Origin of the sequence: Nocardioides marmorisolisilvae, assembly GCF_003725775.1 — a bacterium.
Taxonomy (GTDB): domain Bacteria; phylum Actinomycetota; class Actinomycetes; order Propionibacteriales; family Nocardioidaceae; genus Marmoricola; species Marmoricola marmorisolisilvae.
The window spans coordinates 493,968-509,834 of record NZ_RJSG01000002.1 but is presented as its reverse complement, the minus strand read 5'-3'; the positions used below and the strand labels follow the sequence as shown (position 1 = coordinate 509,834).

Here is a 15,867-nt window from a genome sequence, read left to right as displayed (position 1 = left end):
CGTTTCACTGGGTCACTCGTTGCGCAGGGCATCGATGGGGGTGAGTCGGGCTGCACGGCTGGCCGGGTAGACGCCGAACCCGACACCGAGGCCGAGAGCGACGCCGAGGGCGGCCGCGATCGCCGGCGCGGACACGCTCACCGGCTGGTTGATGAAGGACGGCAGCACCATCGCGCCGACGACGCCGATGGCCGCACCGATCGCTCCGCCGGCCACACCGAGCAGCGAGGCCTCCAGCAGGAACTGGCGCCGGATCGCTCCGGGGGTCGCGCCGAGCGCCTTGCGCAGGCCGATCTCCCGGATCCGCTCGGTGACCGAGACGAGCATGATGTTCATGACCCCGATGCCGCCGACGAGCAGCGAGATCGCCGCGATGCCGGCCAGCAGGATCGTCATGGTCTTGTTCGTCGAGTTGGCCGTGGAGAGCAGGGCGTCCTGGGTGGCGATGCTGAAGTCGGCGCTGCTGCTCGTCACGTCGTGCGCGGTCAGCAGCGCCGCGTTGACCTCCTGGTAGGCAGCGCTGAGGGTGTCGGAGGACGTCGCCTCGACGTAGACGCTCGCCAGCGCGTTGCTGGTGGAGCCGCTCAGTCGCTGGGCAGTGGTGATCGGCACGACTGCGACGTCGTCCTCGTTGCTGTCGTCCGAGCTCGCTCCGGACTCGGCCAGCACGCCGATCACCGTCAGCGCGGTCCCGTCGGCGGTCACGGTCTGGCCGACCGGGTTGCCCCGGGAGAAGAGCTCGCTGGCGGTGTCGGAGCCGAGCACGACCACGTTGGCGCCGGTCGAGAGCTCGTCGGCGGTGAAGAACCGGCCCGAGGACAGCGTCCGCTTGCGGACCTTCTCCCAGGTGGTCGTGGTGCCGACGATCTTGGTCGTCCAGTTGGTGGTGCCGTTGGTCAGCGACGTCGAGGTCGAGGTCGCCGGCGCGACCCGGGCGACGTCGGGGGCCACTGACTTGTCGGCGATGGCGTCGGCGTCGGCCTGCGTCAGCGACGCCGCCGACCCGAAGCCGCCGCGGACGCCGGTCGAACCGGTGCTGCTGCCCGGGGAGACGATGAGCAGGTTCGAGCCGAGCGCGTTGATCTGGCTGCGCACCTGGTCCTGGGCGCCGAGGCCGAGGCCGACGGTCAGCACGACCGAGGAGATGCCGATGACGATGCCGAGCATGGTCAGCAGCGAGCGCAGCCGGTGGGCGCGGATCGCCGCGCCGGCGGTGCGGAGGGTCTCCAGCCAGCTCATGAGGCGAGCTCGCCGTCGTGGATCCGGAGCACCCGGTCGGCCTGCGCGGCGACGTCGTTCTCGTGGGTGATCAGCACGATGGTGCGACCGGAGTCGTGCAGCTCGCGGAACAGTGCGAGCACGTCGGCGGACGAGACCGAGTCCAGGTTTCCGGTCGGCTCGTCGGCCAGGATCATCGCCGGCTCGGTGACCAGCGCCCGCGCCACCGCGACCCGCTGCTGCTGACCGCCGGAGAGCTCACCGGGCCGGTGGTCGGCGCGGTCGGCCAGACCGACCCGCTCCAGCGCCCGGCGGGCCCGCTGCTCGCGCTCGTGCGGACCGACGCCGGCGTAGACGAGCGGCAAGGCGACGTTGCGCAGCGCAGTCAGGTCCGGCAGCAGGTTGAACTGCTGGAAGACGAAGCCGATCTCTGCATTGCGGATGTGCGCGAGCTCGGTCTCCTCCAGGTCGCTGACGTCGCGCCCGGCCAGCTCGTACCGCCCTTCGGTCGGCACGTCCAGGCAACCGAGGATGTGCATCAGCGTGGACTTGCCCGAGCCGGACGGACCGATGATGGCGACGTACTCGCCCTCGGTGATCGTCGCGTCGATCCCGCGCAGGGCCTCGACCGCGATCGTGCCGGTGGCGTAGGTCTTGCGGACGCCGTCGAGCTCGATGATCGTGCGGGTGCCCACGGTCCGGCTCACCACGTCCGCGCTCACTGGCCACCCACGAACTGCGGCGCCTGCCCACCCGGGAAGGTGCCGCTGAAGGTCGGCCCGTTGCCGTTGCTCCCGTTGTTGCCGTTGCGCTGGAACAGGCCGCCGCCGGGCGCGTTGCCGCCGCCGCCGGCGCGGAAGTTGATCACCTCGACGGTGTCGCCCTCCTTCAGCCCGCTCTTGACCTCGGTCTGGGCGCCGTACGCCGTCCCGACGGTGACGGTGGTCTTGGTGCGCTTGCCGTTCTTCACGACGTACACGTAGGTGCTGCCGTTGTCGGTGTGCAGCGCCTGGGTCGGCACCGCCAGCACGTTCGTGGCCTGCTTGACCGTGATCGCGACCGTCGCGCTCGATCCCGGGTAGAGCCCGCTCGGCGTCCCGGTGACCGTGATCGTGACCGGGAACTGGGCCGCACCGCTGTTCGAGGCGCTGGCGATCTTGCCGATCTCGGTGACGGTCCCGTAGACCGCGTCGCCACCGCCGGTCGGGGTGATCTCGGCCTGCATGCCGGTCTTCAGCTGGCTGACGTCGCTGGACGACACGTTCGCCTCGACCAGGAGCTTGCGCGGGGTGATCACCGTGATGCCCGAGGAGGAGGACGAGGAGCTGTCCGCCGCCGGCTGATTGCCGCCGGAGCCCGCCACGTCCCCGACCGAGTAGCCGACCGCGCTGACGGTGCCGGTGAACGGTGCCCGCAGGGTCGCGTTGTCGACCGCGTCCTGGGCCTGGGTCAGCGAGGACTCGGCCGCGGCGACCGAGGCCTCGTCCGCCGAGATCTGGCTCGAGGACGACCCGGAGTCCTCGGAGAGCTGGGTGCGCGCGGCCGAGAGCTGGGCCGAGGCGGCGTCGCGTTGGGCGATCAGCGCGGTGTCGTCGATCTTGGCGAGCACATCGCCCTTCTCCACGGTGTCACCGGCGGCGACCAGCACCTCGGTCACGGTCCCCGAGGAGGTGAACGCCAGGTCCGAGGACTTCTTCGGCGTGATCGTCCCGGTGGCCGACACGGTCGTCTTGTAGGTGCCGCGGGCGACGGTCTCGGTGATCGAGGTGGGCGTGTTGGTCGAGTCCGGCTTGAGCAGGAACCAGCCGCCGACGCCGAGGCCGACCACGACGACCAGCCCGGCGGCCTGCCAGCGGCGGCGGATCGACCGCAGCCGGGAGAGAGGGGGGAGTGAAGGCATGCGTGGAGCGTGTCGGCGCCGTCTGTGCGGCCGCTCCCGAGACCTTGTGAGGACCCTGTGAGGCCGGATCTGGGTGGCAGAGACGCGGATCAGGGGTAATGCTGGTCCCATGCGAGCGATCTGGAAGGGCGCGGTCTCCTTCGGGCTGGTCAGCGTCCCGGTGAAGCTGTACTCCGCGACCGAGAACAAGGACATCTCCTTCCGCCAGGTGCACGCGAAGGACGGCGGCCGGATCAAGTACCAGCGCGTCTGCAGCCTGGACGGCGAGGAGGTCGCGTACGCCGACATCGCCAAGGGCTACGAGACCGAGGACGGCGAGATGGTCATCCTCGACGACTCCGACATGGCCGACCTGCCCGCGACGAGCAGCCGCGAGATCAGCGTCGAGAAGTTCGTGCCGAGCGAGCAGATCGACCCCATGCTCTTCGAGAAGAGCTACTACCTGGAGCCGGAGAAGGTCGGGGCCAAGCCCTACGCGCTGCTGCGCAAGGCGCTGGAGGAGTCCGACCGGATGGCACTGGTGACGGTGAGCCTGCGCAACCGGATGTCGCTGGCGGTGCTCCGGGTCCGCGAGGACGTCATCGTGATGCAGACGATGATGTGGCCCGACGAGATCCGGAACCCCGACTTCGGGGCCGTCGACGTCGAGGACGCCAAGCCCGCCGAGGTCAAGATGGCCAACATGCTCGTCGAGACCCTCGCCGGCGACTTCGACCCCGACGAGTTCGAGGACGACTACCGCGAGGCGGTCGAGGCGCTGGTCAAGGCCAAGATCGAGGGCGGGGAGATCAAGGCCGCCCCGACACCCGCCAAGACCGGGGGCGAGGTGGTCGACCTGCTGGCCGCCCTCCAGCGCTCCGTGGACGCCGCCAAGACGGCTCGCGGCGAGTCTTCCGCCGAAGAACCGGTCCAGACCAGTTCCCCCTCGAAGGGGACACCGAGGAAGACCGCCAAGAAGACCGCAACAGGAGCCTCAGCAGCCCCACGCGCCACGAAGAAGGCGAGCGTGAAGAAGGCCCCGGCGAAAACAGCCAAGAAAACCGCCAAGAAGGCGAGCTGACCGAATCAGCACTATTTTCATGACCCGTAACCAAATGACGGATTTGGCTGTTGTTATCTTCGTCATGTTTTGCCACAGCGAGCGCAGAACTCATAAGATGTGGCTCGTTCCAAGGTGTTGGCAACAGCAGCACCAGTAGTTCCATCGAGTATCAACGTGTTTCATTTTCACGGTGTCGCGGGAATGCGGTGCCCTGCCGGGAGGAACCATCTTGAACCGACGTGTGTTGCGATTCGGAGCGATCGTGGGGGCCGCTGCGCTCTCGACGCTCGCCATCGCGCCCGCATTCGCCGCTGCTTCGGGTACGTCGCAGTCGAGTGCTCAGAGCCTGAAGCTGTCGATCGCTGGCAACAGCGTCATCGCGCAGCAGACGACGGCTGCCAACGACGGCTCCAGCGAGACCGTCACCGACAACAGCACCGTGCCGACCCTGGCCGACCTGCTGCCGAACAACGTGCTCCTCGGCGCTGGCGTTGCACCGCAGGCTGCGGTCGCCAAGCCTGACGGCACCTCCTACGCCTGCTCGGGTATCGCCGGCACCGGTGGCGGCATCGTCACCGTGGGCGACAGCGACTGCAACCTCAACGGTGAGCCGCTGACCATCGACCTGGCGCACCTGGACCTCGGCAACGTGATCCTCGGCACCAACAGCGCGCTGGGTTCGGCCCTGGCTCCGCTCGACGTGCTGCTCACCCCGCTCGGCAAGGGCGTGACCGACCTGGTCAACGCGCTGTCGTCCGGTCTTGCCGGCACCCCGCTGGGCGAGATCAAGATCGGCGGCTCGCTGTCCGCGATCTACGCCTCCTGCCAGGCCGACCCGGACCACGCCACCGGCGCTGCCCACCTGGTCGACACCCAGGGCGGTTCGGACTCGACCGCGATCAGCATCACCCTTCCGGGCGTTGCCGACCCGATCATCCTGCTGAACCTGCCGGCCAACCCGGGTCCGAACACGTCGCTGTTCCTGAACACCAAGGACGTCGTGGCGACTCTGACCGACGCCCTGACCACGGAGCTGAACACCGCCGTCGGCGGTGCTCTGCAGCCGCTCAACCTCGGTGGCGTTCTGACCCAGATCCGGACCGCGGTCGTCAACCAGCTGATCGACAACCTGCAGCCGCTCCTGACCGCCATCAACGACAACCTGCTGAACATCGTTCTCAACAAGCAGGTCGTCAGCGACGGCGGCAAGAAGATCGAGGTCACCGCGCTGACCCTCGACGTGCTGCCGGCCGCCGCTCAGTTCACCGGCTCGTCGCTCATCAGCGGTGAGATCGGCAAGGTCTCCTGCGGACCGAACACCCGCATCGTGACCCCGCCGACCGTGACGCCGACCCCGACCGACAACGAGAAGCCGCCGACGGTGGTTGACTCCGGTGTCGCCGGCCAGGCGAACCACACCGCTCGGGACGTGCTGACCGCCACCGCAGCCCTGATGCTGCTGGCCGGCACCGCTGGTCTCATCGGCTACCGCCGCATGCTGACCAAGTGATCCAGCACCACTAAGTAGTGAAGCAAGGCAGAGCCGGCGATCACGTCGGAGGAGCAAGCAAGAGACTTCTGGTCCTGCTCCTCGCGATGGTGGTCGCCGGCTTTGCCATTCCCTCCCCCGGTCTGAGCATCGCCGGGCCGGACGCCTCGTACGGGCAGGGGCGCTACCGGCTCCTGGCCCACCCGGCGGCACCGACGCTCCTCATCGTCCCGTCGATCGGCCTCAAGGCCCCGGTCATCCCGATCGACGCCGACGCGAACCACGTGCTGCACCCGCCGGCCGACGTGCACGAGGTCGGCTGGTGGCGCGGCAGCGCCAAGCCCGGATCGCTGCACGGCCAGACCCTGATCACCGGGCACACCGTGCACACCGGCGGCGGGGTCATGAACCAGCTCGGCGACCTGCACCCCGGAGCGATGATCGAGGTCAAGACCGCGCTCGGGGTGCTCGAGTACAAGGCCACCAAGGTGTTCGTCTACACCAAGCCCGAGCTGGCCAAGCACGCCAACGAGCTGTTCGGCCAGAAGCGTGAGCACAACCGCCTGGTGCTGGTCACCTGCACCGGCTGGACCGGCTCGGAGTACACCTCGAACATCATCGTCTTCGCCGAGCCGCTGGGCGTGCTCAGGACGAGCAGGACGCCCGGCACAACGCCCGGCAAGACGCCTGCCAAGACCCCGTCCAAGTCCCCGTCACGCGGCACGGACGACGAGAAGCCGGGCCACCAGCCCGTCCAGGTCGAGCCTGCGGCCTAGCGGCCCTCTCCCCGCGCGGCGGCGGAGTCCGGGAAGCGTCGTGACGCCGTCGCGGCCACCCAGTCCATCAGGCGTGGAGCGACCAGGTTCAGCACCTCGCTGACGTTGCCGACGGTCGTCGAGATGGTCAGCGGCCGGTCCTCCAGCGCCCGCACGACCAGGGCCGCGGCCTGCTGCGGAGACTTCGCCGGCGCCTTCTCGTAGGCCTCGACCGTGGTGATCATGTCGGTGCGCACCAGCGAGAGCCGCAGGTTGGTGAAGGTGACGTTGTCGGCGTACGCCTCGCGGCCGGCGATCCGGCTGAAGGTGTCCAGCGCCGTCTTCGAGGCGATGTACGCCGCGAACCGCGGCGCCTTGATCTGCACGCCCCAGGTGACGATGTTGACCACGTGCCCGAACCGCTGCTCGCGCATCGCCGGCATCAGGCCGAGGATCAGCCGGACCGGGCCGAAGTAGTTGATCGCCATGGTGCGCTCGAAGTCGTGGATCCGGTCGTAGGAGTACTCCAGCGAGCGGCGGATCGAGCGACCGGCGTTGTTGACCAGCATGTCGACGACGCCGTGCTCTGCCAGGAGCGTGGCGATCAGTGCGTCCACCGAGGCGGTGTCGGTCAGGTCGCAGGTGTAGGCGGTAGCGACTCCCCCGTCCGCCTCGATCTCGGCTCGCACCCGGTCCAGCTCCTCGGCCCGCCGGGCCACCAGCAGGGCGTGGGCGCCGCGTGCAGCGACGGCACGGGCCGTGGCCTCCCCGATCCCCGAGGAGGCGCCGGTGATCAGCACGGTGCGACCGGCGAGCGGGCTGGGCAGGTCGGTGAACGGCCCCAGGACGCGGCGTCGCCAGAACGCCTTCGGCGTCAGCAGGAGGTCGGTCATCGGGCCGAGGAGTCCGTCAGCAGCGGCCACGCCCGGGCACGCTCGATCTGCGCCGAGAGCGAGAGCAGCGTGGTCTCGTCCGCGATCCTGCCGACGAGCTGCACCGCGACGGGAAGGCCGTCGGCCGCGATGCCGGTGGGCACCGAGGCCGCCGGGTTGCCGGTCACGTTCCACAGCGCGGTCCAGGCGACCATCGGCCGCGACTTCAGCGACATCGCGATGGTTCCGCCCTTGTTCAGTGCCCCGACCCGCCGCGGTCGGGGACCGATCACCGGGGACAGCAGCACGTCGACCTCGTCGAAGACGCGGTTGGCGCGCTCGGCGACCTTGTCGCCGGCGGCCATCGCCTTCTCCACGATCGCCTCGCTGACCCAGGAGCCGAGGCGGTACGTCTCCCGGGTGCGCTTCTCGAGCCGGCCGAAGTGCTCCATCGCGTCGGCCTCGGCGCGGACGCCGCCGAAGAACTGCGGGATGAACGCCGCTGTCGGGTCGGGGTAGCGCGGGTCGACCTCACGGACGTCGTGCCCGAGGTCGGCCAGCAGCGCCGCGGTCTCGTGCACCGCCGCGACGTGCTCGGCCGCGGGCTTGACGCCCTTGGTCACCGGAACGGTGGACCAGCCGATGCGGAGCTTCCCCGGGTCGGCCCCGGCCGCCGCGATGAAGGACGTCTCCGGCTCCGGGGCGCGGAACCGGTCTCCGGCCAGGTTGCCGCGGATCACGTCGTAGACCAGCGCCGAGTCCAGCACGGTCCGGGTCAGCGGGCCGGTGGTGCCCAGGGCCCACCACAGGTGCGGCATCGGGTCGCTGGTCACCCGGCCGCGGGTCGGCTTGAGGCCGAAGAGGCCGCAGCAGGCGGACGGGATCCGGATCGAGCCGCCCCCGTCACCGCCGAGACCGACCGGCACCATCCCGGAGGCCACTGCGGCCGCCGTACCGCCGCTGGAGCCGCCCGGGGTGTGGCTGCGGTCCCAGGGGTTGCGGGTGACGCCGCCGGCGACCGACTCGGTGAACGGCCACTGGCCGAACTCCGGCATCCGGGTCTTGCCCACGATGACCGCACCGGCCTGGCGCAGCCGCCGGACGACCTCGCCGTCGACGCTCACCGGCGTGCTGTTCGCGACCCCGCCGAAGGTGGTCACGCAGCCGGCGACGTCGAGCTCCTCCTTGATGGCCACCGGTACGCCGTGCAACGGGCCTGGCTGGCCGCCCTCGGCGATCAGCGCGTCGAGGCGGGCAGCGTCCGCGCGGGCCTCGTCGGCCAGCACCACCGAGAACGCGTTCAGGCCGGGGTCGCGCTTGGAGATCCGGTCCAGGGAAGCCTCGACGACCTCCTTCGCGCTGGCGCCACCGGAGGTGGTCAGCCGGACCAGGTCGCTCGCCGGGAGGTCTGCCGTGACTCGTGAGGACATCGCGATCGTCTTACCTGTCTGCCGGGGGTGGTGACGCAGAACCTATCCGTTCAGGGGGTCTCCAGGAGAGAGCGGACCACCCGCAGCGCGACCGACATCCGGGCCAGGTCCGCGTCGTCGTCGGCGCAGATCGTCGCGATGGTGTCGGCGGCCCGCGTCAGCGCCGCGCCCTTGGCCTGCTGCCAGGCCTCCAGGCTGCTGACGTCGAGCACCTCGCCGGTCAGCCGGGCGTGCACGCTGTGCAGGTCGTCGCGCAGCGCGGCCCGCGCCATCGTCTGCCAGCGGTCGCGCCGCGGCAGCGCCAGGATCCGGGTGATCAGGCCCGGCAGCCCGAGCAGCTCGCCGACGGCGAAGTGCAGCCGGGCGACCTCGAGCGGGTCGACGTCGGTGCGCGCGGCGGTCTGGACGATGCCCAGCACCATGTACGCCGGCGGGCAGGCCGCCACCCGCGCCGCGAGCTCCTCCGGCACGCCGAGTGCGGAGAGCGCCTCGCAGCGGGCCTCGAACGCCGCCAGCTCGGCGCCGGTCATCAGCTCGGGCAGCGCGGTGGTCACCTTCTCGACGGTGACCTCGAACTCCTCGACCACCGCCTCGCTGTCCAGCGGGAGCCGGCGGTTGTTCACCAGCCAGCGGCTGGCCCGCTCGACCAGGGTGCGCACCTCGATGCGCAGGCGGGTCTGCACCTCGGCGTCCAGGACGTTGTCGAGCGCGTTGATCTGCCGGTTCAGGCTGGGCGACCCGAAGATCTCCCGGGACAGGAAGTTGGCCAGGGCGAGCTGGTCGGCGCCGGCGGCGGACTCCCCCGCGAGCCGGTGGTAGTAGGTCATCCCGGCACCGTTGACCAGCTGGTTGACCAGCTGGGTGACCACGATCTCCCGGCGCAGCGGGTGGGCCTCCATCGCGGAGCGGTAGTCCTGGCGCATCGTCGTCGGGAAGTAGCGGTAGAGGTCCCCGCGCAGGAACGGGTCGTCGGCGATCGAGGACTCCAGCAGCTCGTCGGCCAGCACGATCTTGGTGTAGGAGAGCAGCACGGCGAGCTCCGGGCCGGAGAGCCCCTCGCCGCGCTCGATCCGGCCTGCCACCTCACGGCGGCTGGGCAGCGCCTCGAGCTCGCGGTTGAGCAGGCCTTGGGACTCCAGCGAGCGCATCCAGTCCTCGTGCACGTGCAGCAGGGCCGGTGCCTGGGCGACCGCGTTGGCCAGCGCCAGGTTCTGCTCGTAGTTGTCCGCGAGCACCAGGTCGCCGACCTCGTCGGTCATCGAGGCGAGCAGCTCGTTGCGCTGCTTGCCGGTCAGGTCGCCGGCGGTGACCACCTTGTCGAGCAGGATCTTGATGTTCACCTCGTGGTCGGAGGTGTCCACGCCGGCGGAGTTGTCGATGAAGTCGGTGTTGATCCGGCCACCGGAGCCCCCGCAGCCCTGGGTCGCGTACTCGATGCGTCCGCGCTGGGTGAAGCCGAGGTTGCCGCCCTCGCCGACGCAGCGTGCCCGCAGCTCGCCGCCGTCGACCCGGATCGCGTCGTTGGCCTTGTCCGCGGCGTCCGCGTCGGACTCGCTCGCGGCCTTCACGTAGGTGCCGATGCCACCGTTCCAGAGCAGGTCGACCGGTGCCTTGAGGATCGCGTTCATGAGCGCGGCCGGCGTCATCGAAGCGTCCTCGACGCCGAGCGCCTCGCGGACCTGTGCGGTCAGCGGGATCGACTTGGCGGAGCGCGGGAAGACGCCTCCGCCCTCGGAGATCAGGGTCGAGTCGTAGTCCTTCCACGACGAGCGCGGCAGGGCGAACATCCGTTGCCGCTCCGCGAACGAGACCGCCGGGTCGGGGTTCGGGTCCAGGAAGATGTCGCGGTGGTCGAACGCGGCCAGCAGCAACGTGTGCTCGGAGCAGAGCATCCCGTTGCCGAAGACGTCGCCGGACATGTCCCCGACGCCGACGCAGGTGAAGTCCTCGTTCTGGCAGTCGACGCCCATCTCCCGGAAGTGCCGGCGGACCGAGACCCAGGCACCGCGGGCGGTGATGCCCATGGCCTTGTGGTCGTAGCCGGCCGAGCCGCCCGAGGCGAACGCGTCGCCGAGCCAGAAGCCGTAGGAGATCGCGACCTCGTTGGCGATGTCGCTGAAGGTCGCGGTGCCCTTGTCGGCCGCCACCACCAGGTAGGTGTCGTCCGCGTCGTGGCGGACGACCTCGGCCGGAGGGACGACCTCCCCCTCGACGAGGTTGTCGGTCACGTCGAGCAGGCCGGCGATGAAGGTCTTGTAGCAGGCGATGCCCTCGGCCATCCAGGCGTCGCGGTCGGCCGGGTCGGGCAGCTGCTTGGCGTAGAAGCCGCCCTTGGCGCCCACCGGCACGATCACGGTGTTCTTGACCATCTGCGCCTTGACCAGGCCCAGCACCTCGGAGCGGAAGTCGTCGCGGCGGTCGGACCAGCGCAGACCGCCGCGGGCCACGGTGCCGAACCGCAGGTGCACGCCCTCGACCCGGGGCGAGTAGACGAAGATCTCGAACTTCGGCCGGGGCTCGGGCAGGTCCGCGATGGCGGACGGGTCCAGCTTCAGGGACAGGTAGGAGTGCGGCCCGCCGCCCTCGGCGCTCTGGAAGAAGTTGGTCCGCAGCGTCGCGGTGATCCAGGTCAGGTAGCTGCGCAGGATGCGGTCGTGGTCGAGGCTCGTCACCTCGTCCAGTGCCCCGACGATCCTCTCGGCGAGCACCTCGCACAGTGCCGTCCGGGACTCGTCGTCGGCCGCCAGGTCGCGCTGGCCCGGGTCGAAGCGTGCCTCGAAGAGCTGGACCAGCAACCGGGTGATGTCGACGTTGATGCGCAGCGCGTCCTCGATGGTGGCCTGCGCGAACGGCGTACCGCCCTGGAGCATGTGCCGGCAGTACGCACGCAGCACCACCGCCTGGCGCCAGGTGATCCCGGTGGAGAGCACCAGTGCGTTGAAGCCGTCGACCTCGTTCTGGCCGTTCCAGACCGCCAGCACGGTGTCCTGGAACTTCTCCCGGGCGTTGTCCGGCAGGCCGCCGCGGTGGCGCAGGCCGAAGTCGTAGACGTAGGACGGGGTGTCCAGGCCCTCGAGCTCGTAGGGCCGCTCGTCGACCACCTCGACGCCCATCGCGGCCAGCACCGGCAGCACCTCGGAGAGCGAGAGCCGTCCGCCGACCCGGTAGATCTTCAGCCGGGCCTCGCCGACCGCGGCCCCGACCTCCTCGTAGAGCGAGAGTCCGATGCCCTCGGGCGAGTCGGCCAGCGCCTCCAGGCGACCGATGTCGACGGCCCCGGTGCGTGAGGGGTAGTCCTCCTTGTACGCCTCCGGGAACGACCCGGCGTACCGGCGGGCGAGCCGGCTCCCGGCCTCCTCGCCGTACTCGGCGATGACGGCGGCGCTGAAGTCGTCGCTCCACGAGCGCGCGGTCTCGGCGCAGCGACGCTCGAGGTCGGCCACGTCCACGTCGCCGACCAGCTCGCCGGCCGGCGGTCGGATCACGAAGTGCAGGCGGGCCGCGAAGGAGTCGCCGACGTTGGCGGTGTACTCCAGCGAGTCCCCGTGCAGCTGCTCGGAGAGGATCGCCGCGATCCGTTCGCGCACCGCGGTGTTGTAGCGGTCCCGCGGCAGGTAGACGAGCACCGACCAGTAGCGGTGGTAGACGTCGCGGCGCACGAACAACCGCAGCTGGCGGCGCTCGCGGGTGTGCATCACCGCGGTCGCGATCGGCACCAACTCCTCGACGCTGGTCTGGAACAGCTCGTCGCGCGGATAGGTCTCCAGCACGTCGAGCATCGCCTTGCCGGCGTGGCTCATCGGCTCGAAGCCGGCCTCGGCGATCACCGCACGGGCCTTCTCGCGGGCCAGCGGGATCCGGGTGACGGACTCGGTGTACGCCGCGGAGGAGAACAGCCCGAGGAAGCGGCGCTCGCCGATCACCTGGCCGTCGGCGTCGAACTTCTTCACGCCGACGTAGTCCAGGTGCACCGAGCGGTGCACGGTCGCCCGCGAGTTCGCCTTGGCGAGCACCAGCAGCACCTGCTCACGTGCCCGGGCAGCGACCAGCGGCGGCAGCACCCCGGCGGCGGTCGGGTCCGAACGCAGGATGCCGTACCCGGTGCCCGGGACGGCGACCAGCTCCTCGAGGTCGCCATGACTCCGCAGCTCGTACTCGCGGTAGCCGAGGAACGTGAAGTGGTTCTCCCCCAGCCAGCGCAGGAAGGCGGTGCCCTGCTCCAGCTCCTGGGCCGGGAGCGGCGGCGGGGTGGTCTCGAGCTCGGTGACCAGCGCGTCGAGCCGCTCGTGCATCCGGCGCCAGTCCTCGACCGCTTCGCGGACGTCGGTGAGCACCTTCTCCAGGCGCGCGGCCACCTCGGTCGCCTCGTCAGCCGAGATCCGGTCGATCTCCAGGTGCATCCAGGACTCGCGCTGCACGTCGTGGGCCTCGAGGTCGCTCGCGCTCGCGTCGCTGCCGAGCACGTCCTCGAGATGGCCGGCCACGTCGCGGCGGACGACCAGCTGCGGGTGCAGGACGACGTGGACCGCGTGGCCGGCCTCGTCGAGGGCCATCGTCACCGAGTCGACCAGGAACGGCATGTCGTCGGTGACGACCTCGACGACGGTGTGCCCGGCGGCCGACCAGCCGTCGTCGGGGACGGTCGGGGTGAAGATCCGCACCGTCGCGGTGCCCTGGGGCCGCTCGGTGCCGGTGCGCAGGTGGTGCGCGGCCCCGCCGTACAGGTCGATCTCGGAGCGCTCGGTGAGGTCCTCGTAGGCCGCGTGCAGGTAGTAGGCCTGCAGCAGGGTGCTGAGCGAGAGACCCTCGGGACCGGCCGGTGGGTGCTTGGCTGCGTAGTCGCACAACCGTCGGAGAAGCTCGGCCCTACCGTCGTCGGTCGTCATCGGCACACTTCCGAGGCTAGGACCCGGACCGATCGCGGACAACAACCCTGATGTCCGATTCTCGTTTCCGAGACGCCCATTCCTCACGTCCGCCTGTGGAACCTGAGCTTGCCGCCGGGTCGGGGCTCGGTGGTGTAGCGGGGGTCGTGGATCTGGGTGTGGTGGGGTGCGCAGATCATGACGCCGCGTTCGACGCTGGTGCCGCCGCCGTGGGCCCACTGGTCGAGGTGGTGGACGTGGGCGTCCTGGGGTCCGCGGTCGCAGCCTTCGATGATGCAGGTCTTGTCGCGCAGGGCGATGGCGATGCGTTGGGGTTCGGTGTGGAAGCGGGTCTTGCGGCCCAGGTCGAGGACCTGGGATCGGGTGCCGAGGACGGCGGGAATGATCCCCGCCTCGCAGGCCAGGCGGCGGGCGGCTGCTGCGGAGATGGTCTCGCCCGTATCGAGCTGGCCGGCGGCCTTGAGGTCGCCGAGCAGGGTTTCGAGGGGCATGGTGACCACGACGGTGGCCGCGATCCCACCGACTCGGGGCACCGAGCTCGCGGGGCGGGTCTCGATGTACTCGGTGAACGCTGCGCCCCAGCGCCACGGCTTCGTAACCGTGGTGCCGGTGGGGTCGAGGGCGGCCATCGCGTTCTGGTGCCGTGGTGCCGCGATCGCGGCGAGGTGTCTTTCCAGCATCCGTCCGGCCAGGAGTGGGATCTTGAACCGGCCGACCATGGAGCCGTGGCCATCAGGACGCATCGAGAACGAGCTGGTGGCCTCGGCGTGGGCCTCCTCCGCCTCCAGCACCCGGGCCAGCGCCGCATCCGCGATCTCGGGGGCTTCGACCTCGAGGATCCGACGGCCGATGATGCGCAGCTGCTTCGGGTCGAGATCGGCGGCGAACTCGATCAGGTGGTTCTCGGCCTTGGTCCGCAGGCCCGGGTCGACCAGGTCGGTGGGCAGGTCCTCGACCGCGGCGATGATCGCCCCCGCCTGGTCCACCGTCACCGCGCCGTCCAACGCCGCAGCGCGCACAGCCTGGTGTCCGTCGTCATCCAGGTACTCGGCGAGCCGCAGGTCCCGCTTCGCCTCGGGCTTCGCGAGGTGGGTGGCGGCGGCGTACCAGCCGAGCGTGTTGGCGTACCCGTTCGGATCGCCGACCTGCTGCCGATCCGCCTCCCGTAGGACCGTGAGCCCAAGGGCCCTCATCGCGGTGTTGTGCGTCGCCAGTCGCGGCACCGCCTCGCTCAGCTCGGTCACCGACATCGTCCAGACCGGCGCACCGGCGTACTTGGCTCGCACTGCCTCCAGCTCATCGAGCATCGACAGCACGGGGTGCCGTCGATCAGGAAGGTGCTGGATGCTCATGTCACGACGTTATGAGTCGCGACCGACAGAAACCGTCCGAAATGAAAGTCCTTCGGTGGGCCGAGGAAAGTCAGGAAGAACTCGTCCGGTCAGAGGGCCGAGCGGAGCTCCCAGAGCAGCGGGTAGAACTTCATCGCCAGCCGGCTGCGCAGGTAGCCGGCCCCGCTCGACCCACCGGTGCCGCCCTTGTCACCGATCATCCGCTCGACCATCACCACGTGCCGGGCGCGCCAGGCGGCCGCCAGCTCGTCGTGCTGGAGCAGCGCCTCGGCCAGCCCCCAGAGGTCGGCGTAGTCCGACCGGTGGTGCGCGACGTGGCGCAGCGAGGCGGTGATCGCCTCGTCTGAGGAGGTGTCCAGGCCGGCCTCGCCGACGACGTGCACGAACCCGTCCCACAGGCTCGGCTCCTCCAGCCGCCGGGCGAGCCGCTCCTCCTCCACCGGGGTGAGTCCCTTGAACCGCTTCAGGTAGCCGGGGTCCTTGGCACCGGAGAGGAACTCCAGCTCGCGGAACTGCACCGACTGGAAGCCGCTGGCCGGCGCCAGCCGCTGGCGGAACTCCAGGAAGTCCTGCGGGGTCATCGTCTCCAGCACGTCGACCTGCTGGACCAGCACCCGCTCGATGACGTGCATCCGGGTGAGCAGGTGCCGGCAGAACCACAGGTCGCGCCCGCCGCTGGCCGCCTCGGTGGCCACTAGGGCGTCCCGGACCGTGCCCGCCTCGTGCAGCAGCTGCTTGAACCAGAGCTCGTAGACCTGGTGGATGGTGATGAACAGCAGCTCGTCGTGCGCCGGCGGGTCGGACTCCAGGTGCTGGGCGTCGAGCAGGTCGGGCAGGCGCAGGTAGCTGCCGTAGGTCAGCAGCGCGCCCTCTTCGCCGAAGCTGACGAAGTTCTCAGTTCCGTCCACAGGGACCAACGTAGG

The 15,867-nt window shown here is 70.2% G+C and carries 11 protein-coding genes; 3 read left to right on the top strand and 8 right to left on the bottom strand.

What is annotated here, in order from left to right:
• Window positions 1–12: 12 nt before the first annotated feature.
• Genes EFL95_RS06170 through EFL95_RS06160 form a run of 3 tightly spaced genes read right to left on the bottom strand, consistent with a single transcriptional unit; the run spans window position 13 to window position 3,118 of the window.
• Entirely contained in the window at window positions 13–1,239 is a 1,227-nt protein-coding gene (locus EFL95_RS06170) for an ABC transporter permease (RefSeq protein WP_123233169.1), read from the bottom strand.
• Window positions 1,236–1,940 carry an ABC transporter ATP-binding protein gene (locus EFL95_RS06165; RefSeq protein ID WP_123233168.1) on the bottom strand — a complete coding sequence of 235 codons (705 nt, stop codon included), beginning with the start codon at window positions 1,938–1,940 and terminating at the stop codon, window positions 1,236–1,238. Before EFL95_RS06165 ends, EFL95_RS06170 begins: the two co-directional genes overlap by 4 nt.
• Window positions 1,937–3,118, bottom strand: a complete 1,182-nt coding sequence (locus tag EFL95_RS06160; protein WP_183407061.1) for an efflux RND transporter periplasmic adaptor subunit — start codon at window positions 3,116–3,118, stop codon at window positions 1,937–1,939. Before EFL95_RS06160 ends, EFL95_RS06165 begins: the two co-directional genes overlap by 4 nt.
• Window positions 3,119–3,227: 109 nt before the next feature.
• Between EFL95_RS06160 and ku the strand changes: the two genes are divergently transcribed.
• The 3 genes from ku (at window position 3,228) to EFL95_RS06145 (ending at window position 6,425) form a co-directional block, all read left to right on the top strand.
• Complete coding sequence (gene ku / locus EFL95_RS06155; protein ID WP_123233166.1) at window positions 3,228–4,178, top strand: non-homologous end joining protein Ku; 951 nt, start codon at window positions 3,228–3,230, stop codon at window positions 4,176–4,178.
• Window positions 4,179–4,389: 211 nt separating this feature from the next.
• Entirely contained in the window at window positions 4,390–5,670 is a 1,281-nt protein-coding gene (locus EFL95_RS06150; protein WP_148044992.1) for a hypothetical protein, read from the top strand.
• 17 nt (window positions 5,671–5,687) lie between these two features.
• On the top strand, window positions 5,688–6,425 hold the full coding sequence (locus EFL95_RS06145) for a class F sortase (RefSeq protein WP_148044991.1): 738 nt from the start codon (window positions 5,688–5,690) through the stop codon (window positions 6,423–6,425).
• On the opposite strand, the gene EFL95_RS06140 is transcribed toward EFL95_RS06145, so the two are convergent.
• The 5 genes from EFL95_RS06140 to EFL95_RS06120 form a co-directional block, all read right to left on the bottom strand.
• A complete protein-coding gene (locus EFL95_RS06140; RefSeq protein WP_246004828.1) occupies window positions 6,422–7,327 on the bottom strand; it encodes an SDR family NAD(P)-dependent oxidoreductase in 906 nt (301 codons plus the stop codon). The two genes, EFL95_RS06145 and EFL95_RS06140, sit on opposite strands and share 4 nt — an antisense overlap.
• Complete coding sequence (locus EFL95_RS06135) at window positions 7,294–8,706, bottom strand: amidase (protein ID WP_123233163.1); 1,413 nt, start codon at window positions 8,704–8,706, stop codon at window positions 7,294–7,296. The genes EFL95_RS06140 and EFL95_RS06135 overlap by 34 nt, the downstream gene beginning before the upstream one ends.
• A 50-nt stretch (window positions 8,707–8,756) precedes the next feature.
• Window positions 8,757–13,592, bottom strand: a complete 4,836-nt coding sequence (locus EFL95_RS06130; RefSeq protein ID WP_123233162.1) for an NAD-glutamate dehydrogenase — start codon at window positions 13,590–13,592, stop codon at window positions 8,757–8,759.
• A gap of 83 nt (window positions 13,593–13,675) precedes the next feature.
• Window positions 13,676–14,944, bottom strand: coding sequence for an HNH endonuclease signature motif containing protein (locus EFL95_RS06125; RefSeq protein ID WP_123233161.1), 1,269 nt, complete (start codon window positions 14,942–14,944; stop codon window positions 13,676–13,678).
• 89 nt (window positions 14,945–15,033) lie between these two features.
• Window positions 15,034–15,852, bottom strand: a complete 819-nt coding sequence (locus tag EFL95_RS06120; protein WP_123233160.1) for a tryptophan 2,3-dioxygenase family protein — start codon at window positions 15,850–15,852, stop codon at window positions 15,034–15,036.
• Between the last annotated feature and the right edge of the window lie 15 nt (window positions 15,853–15,867).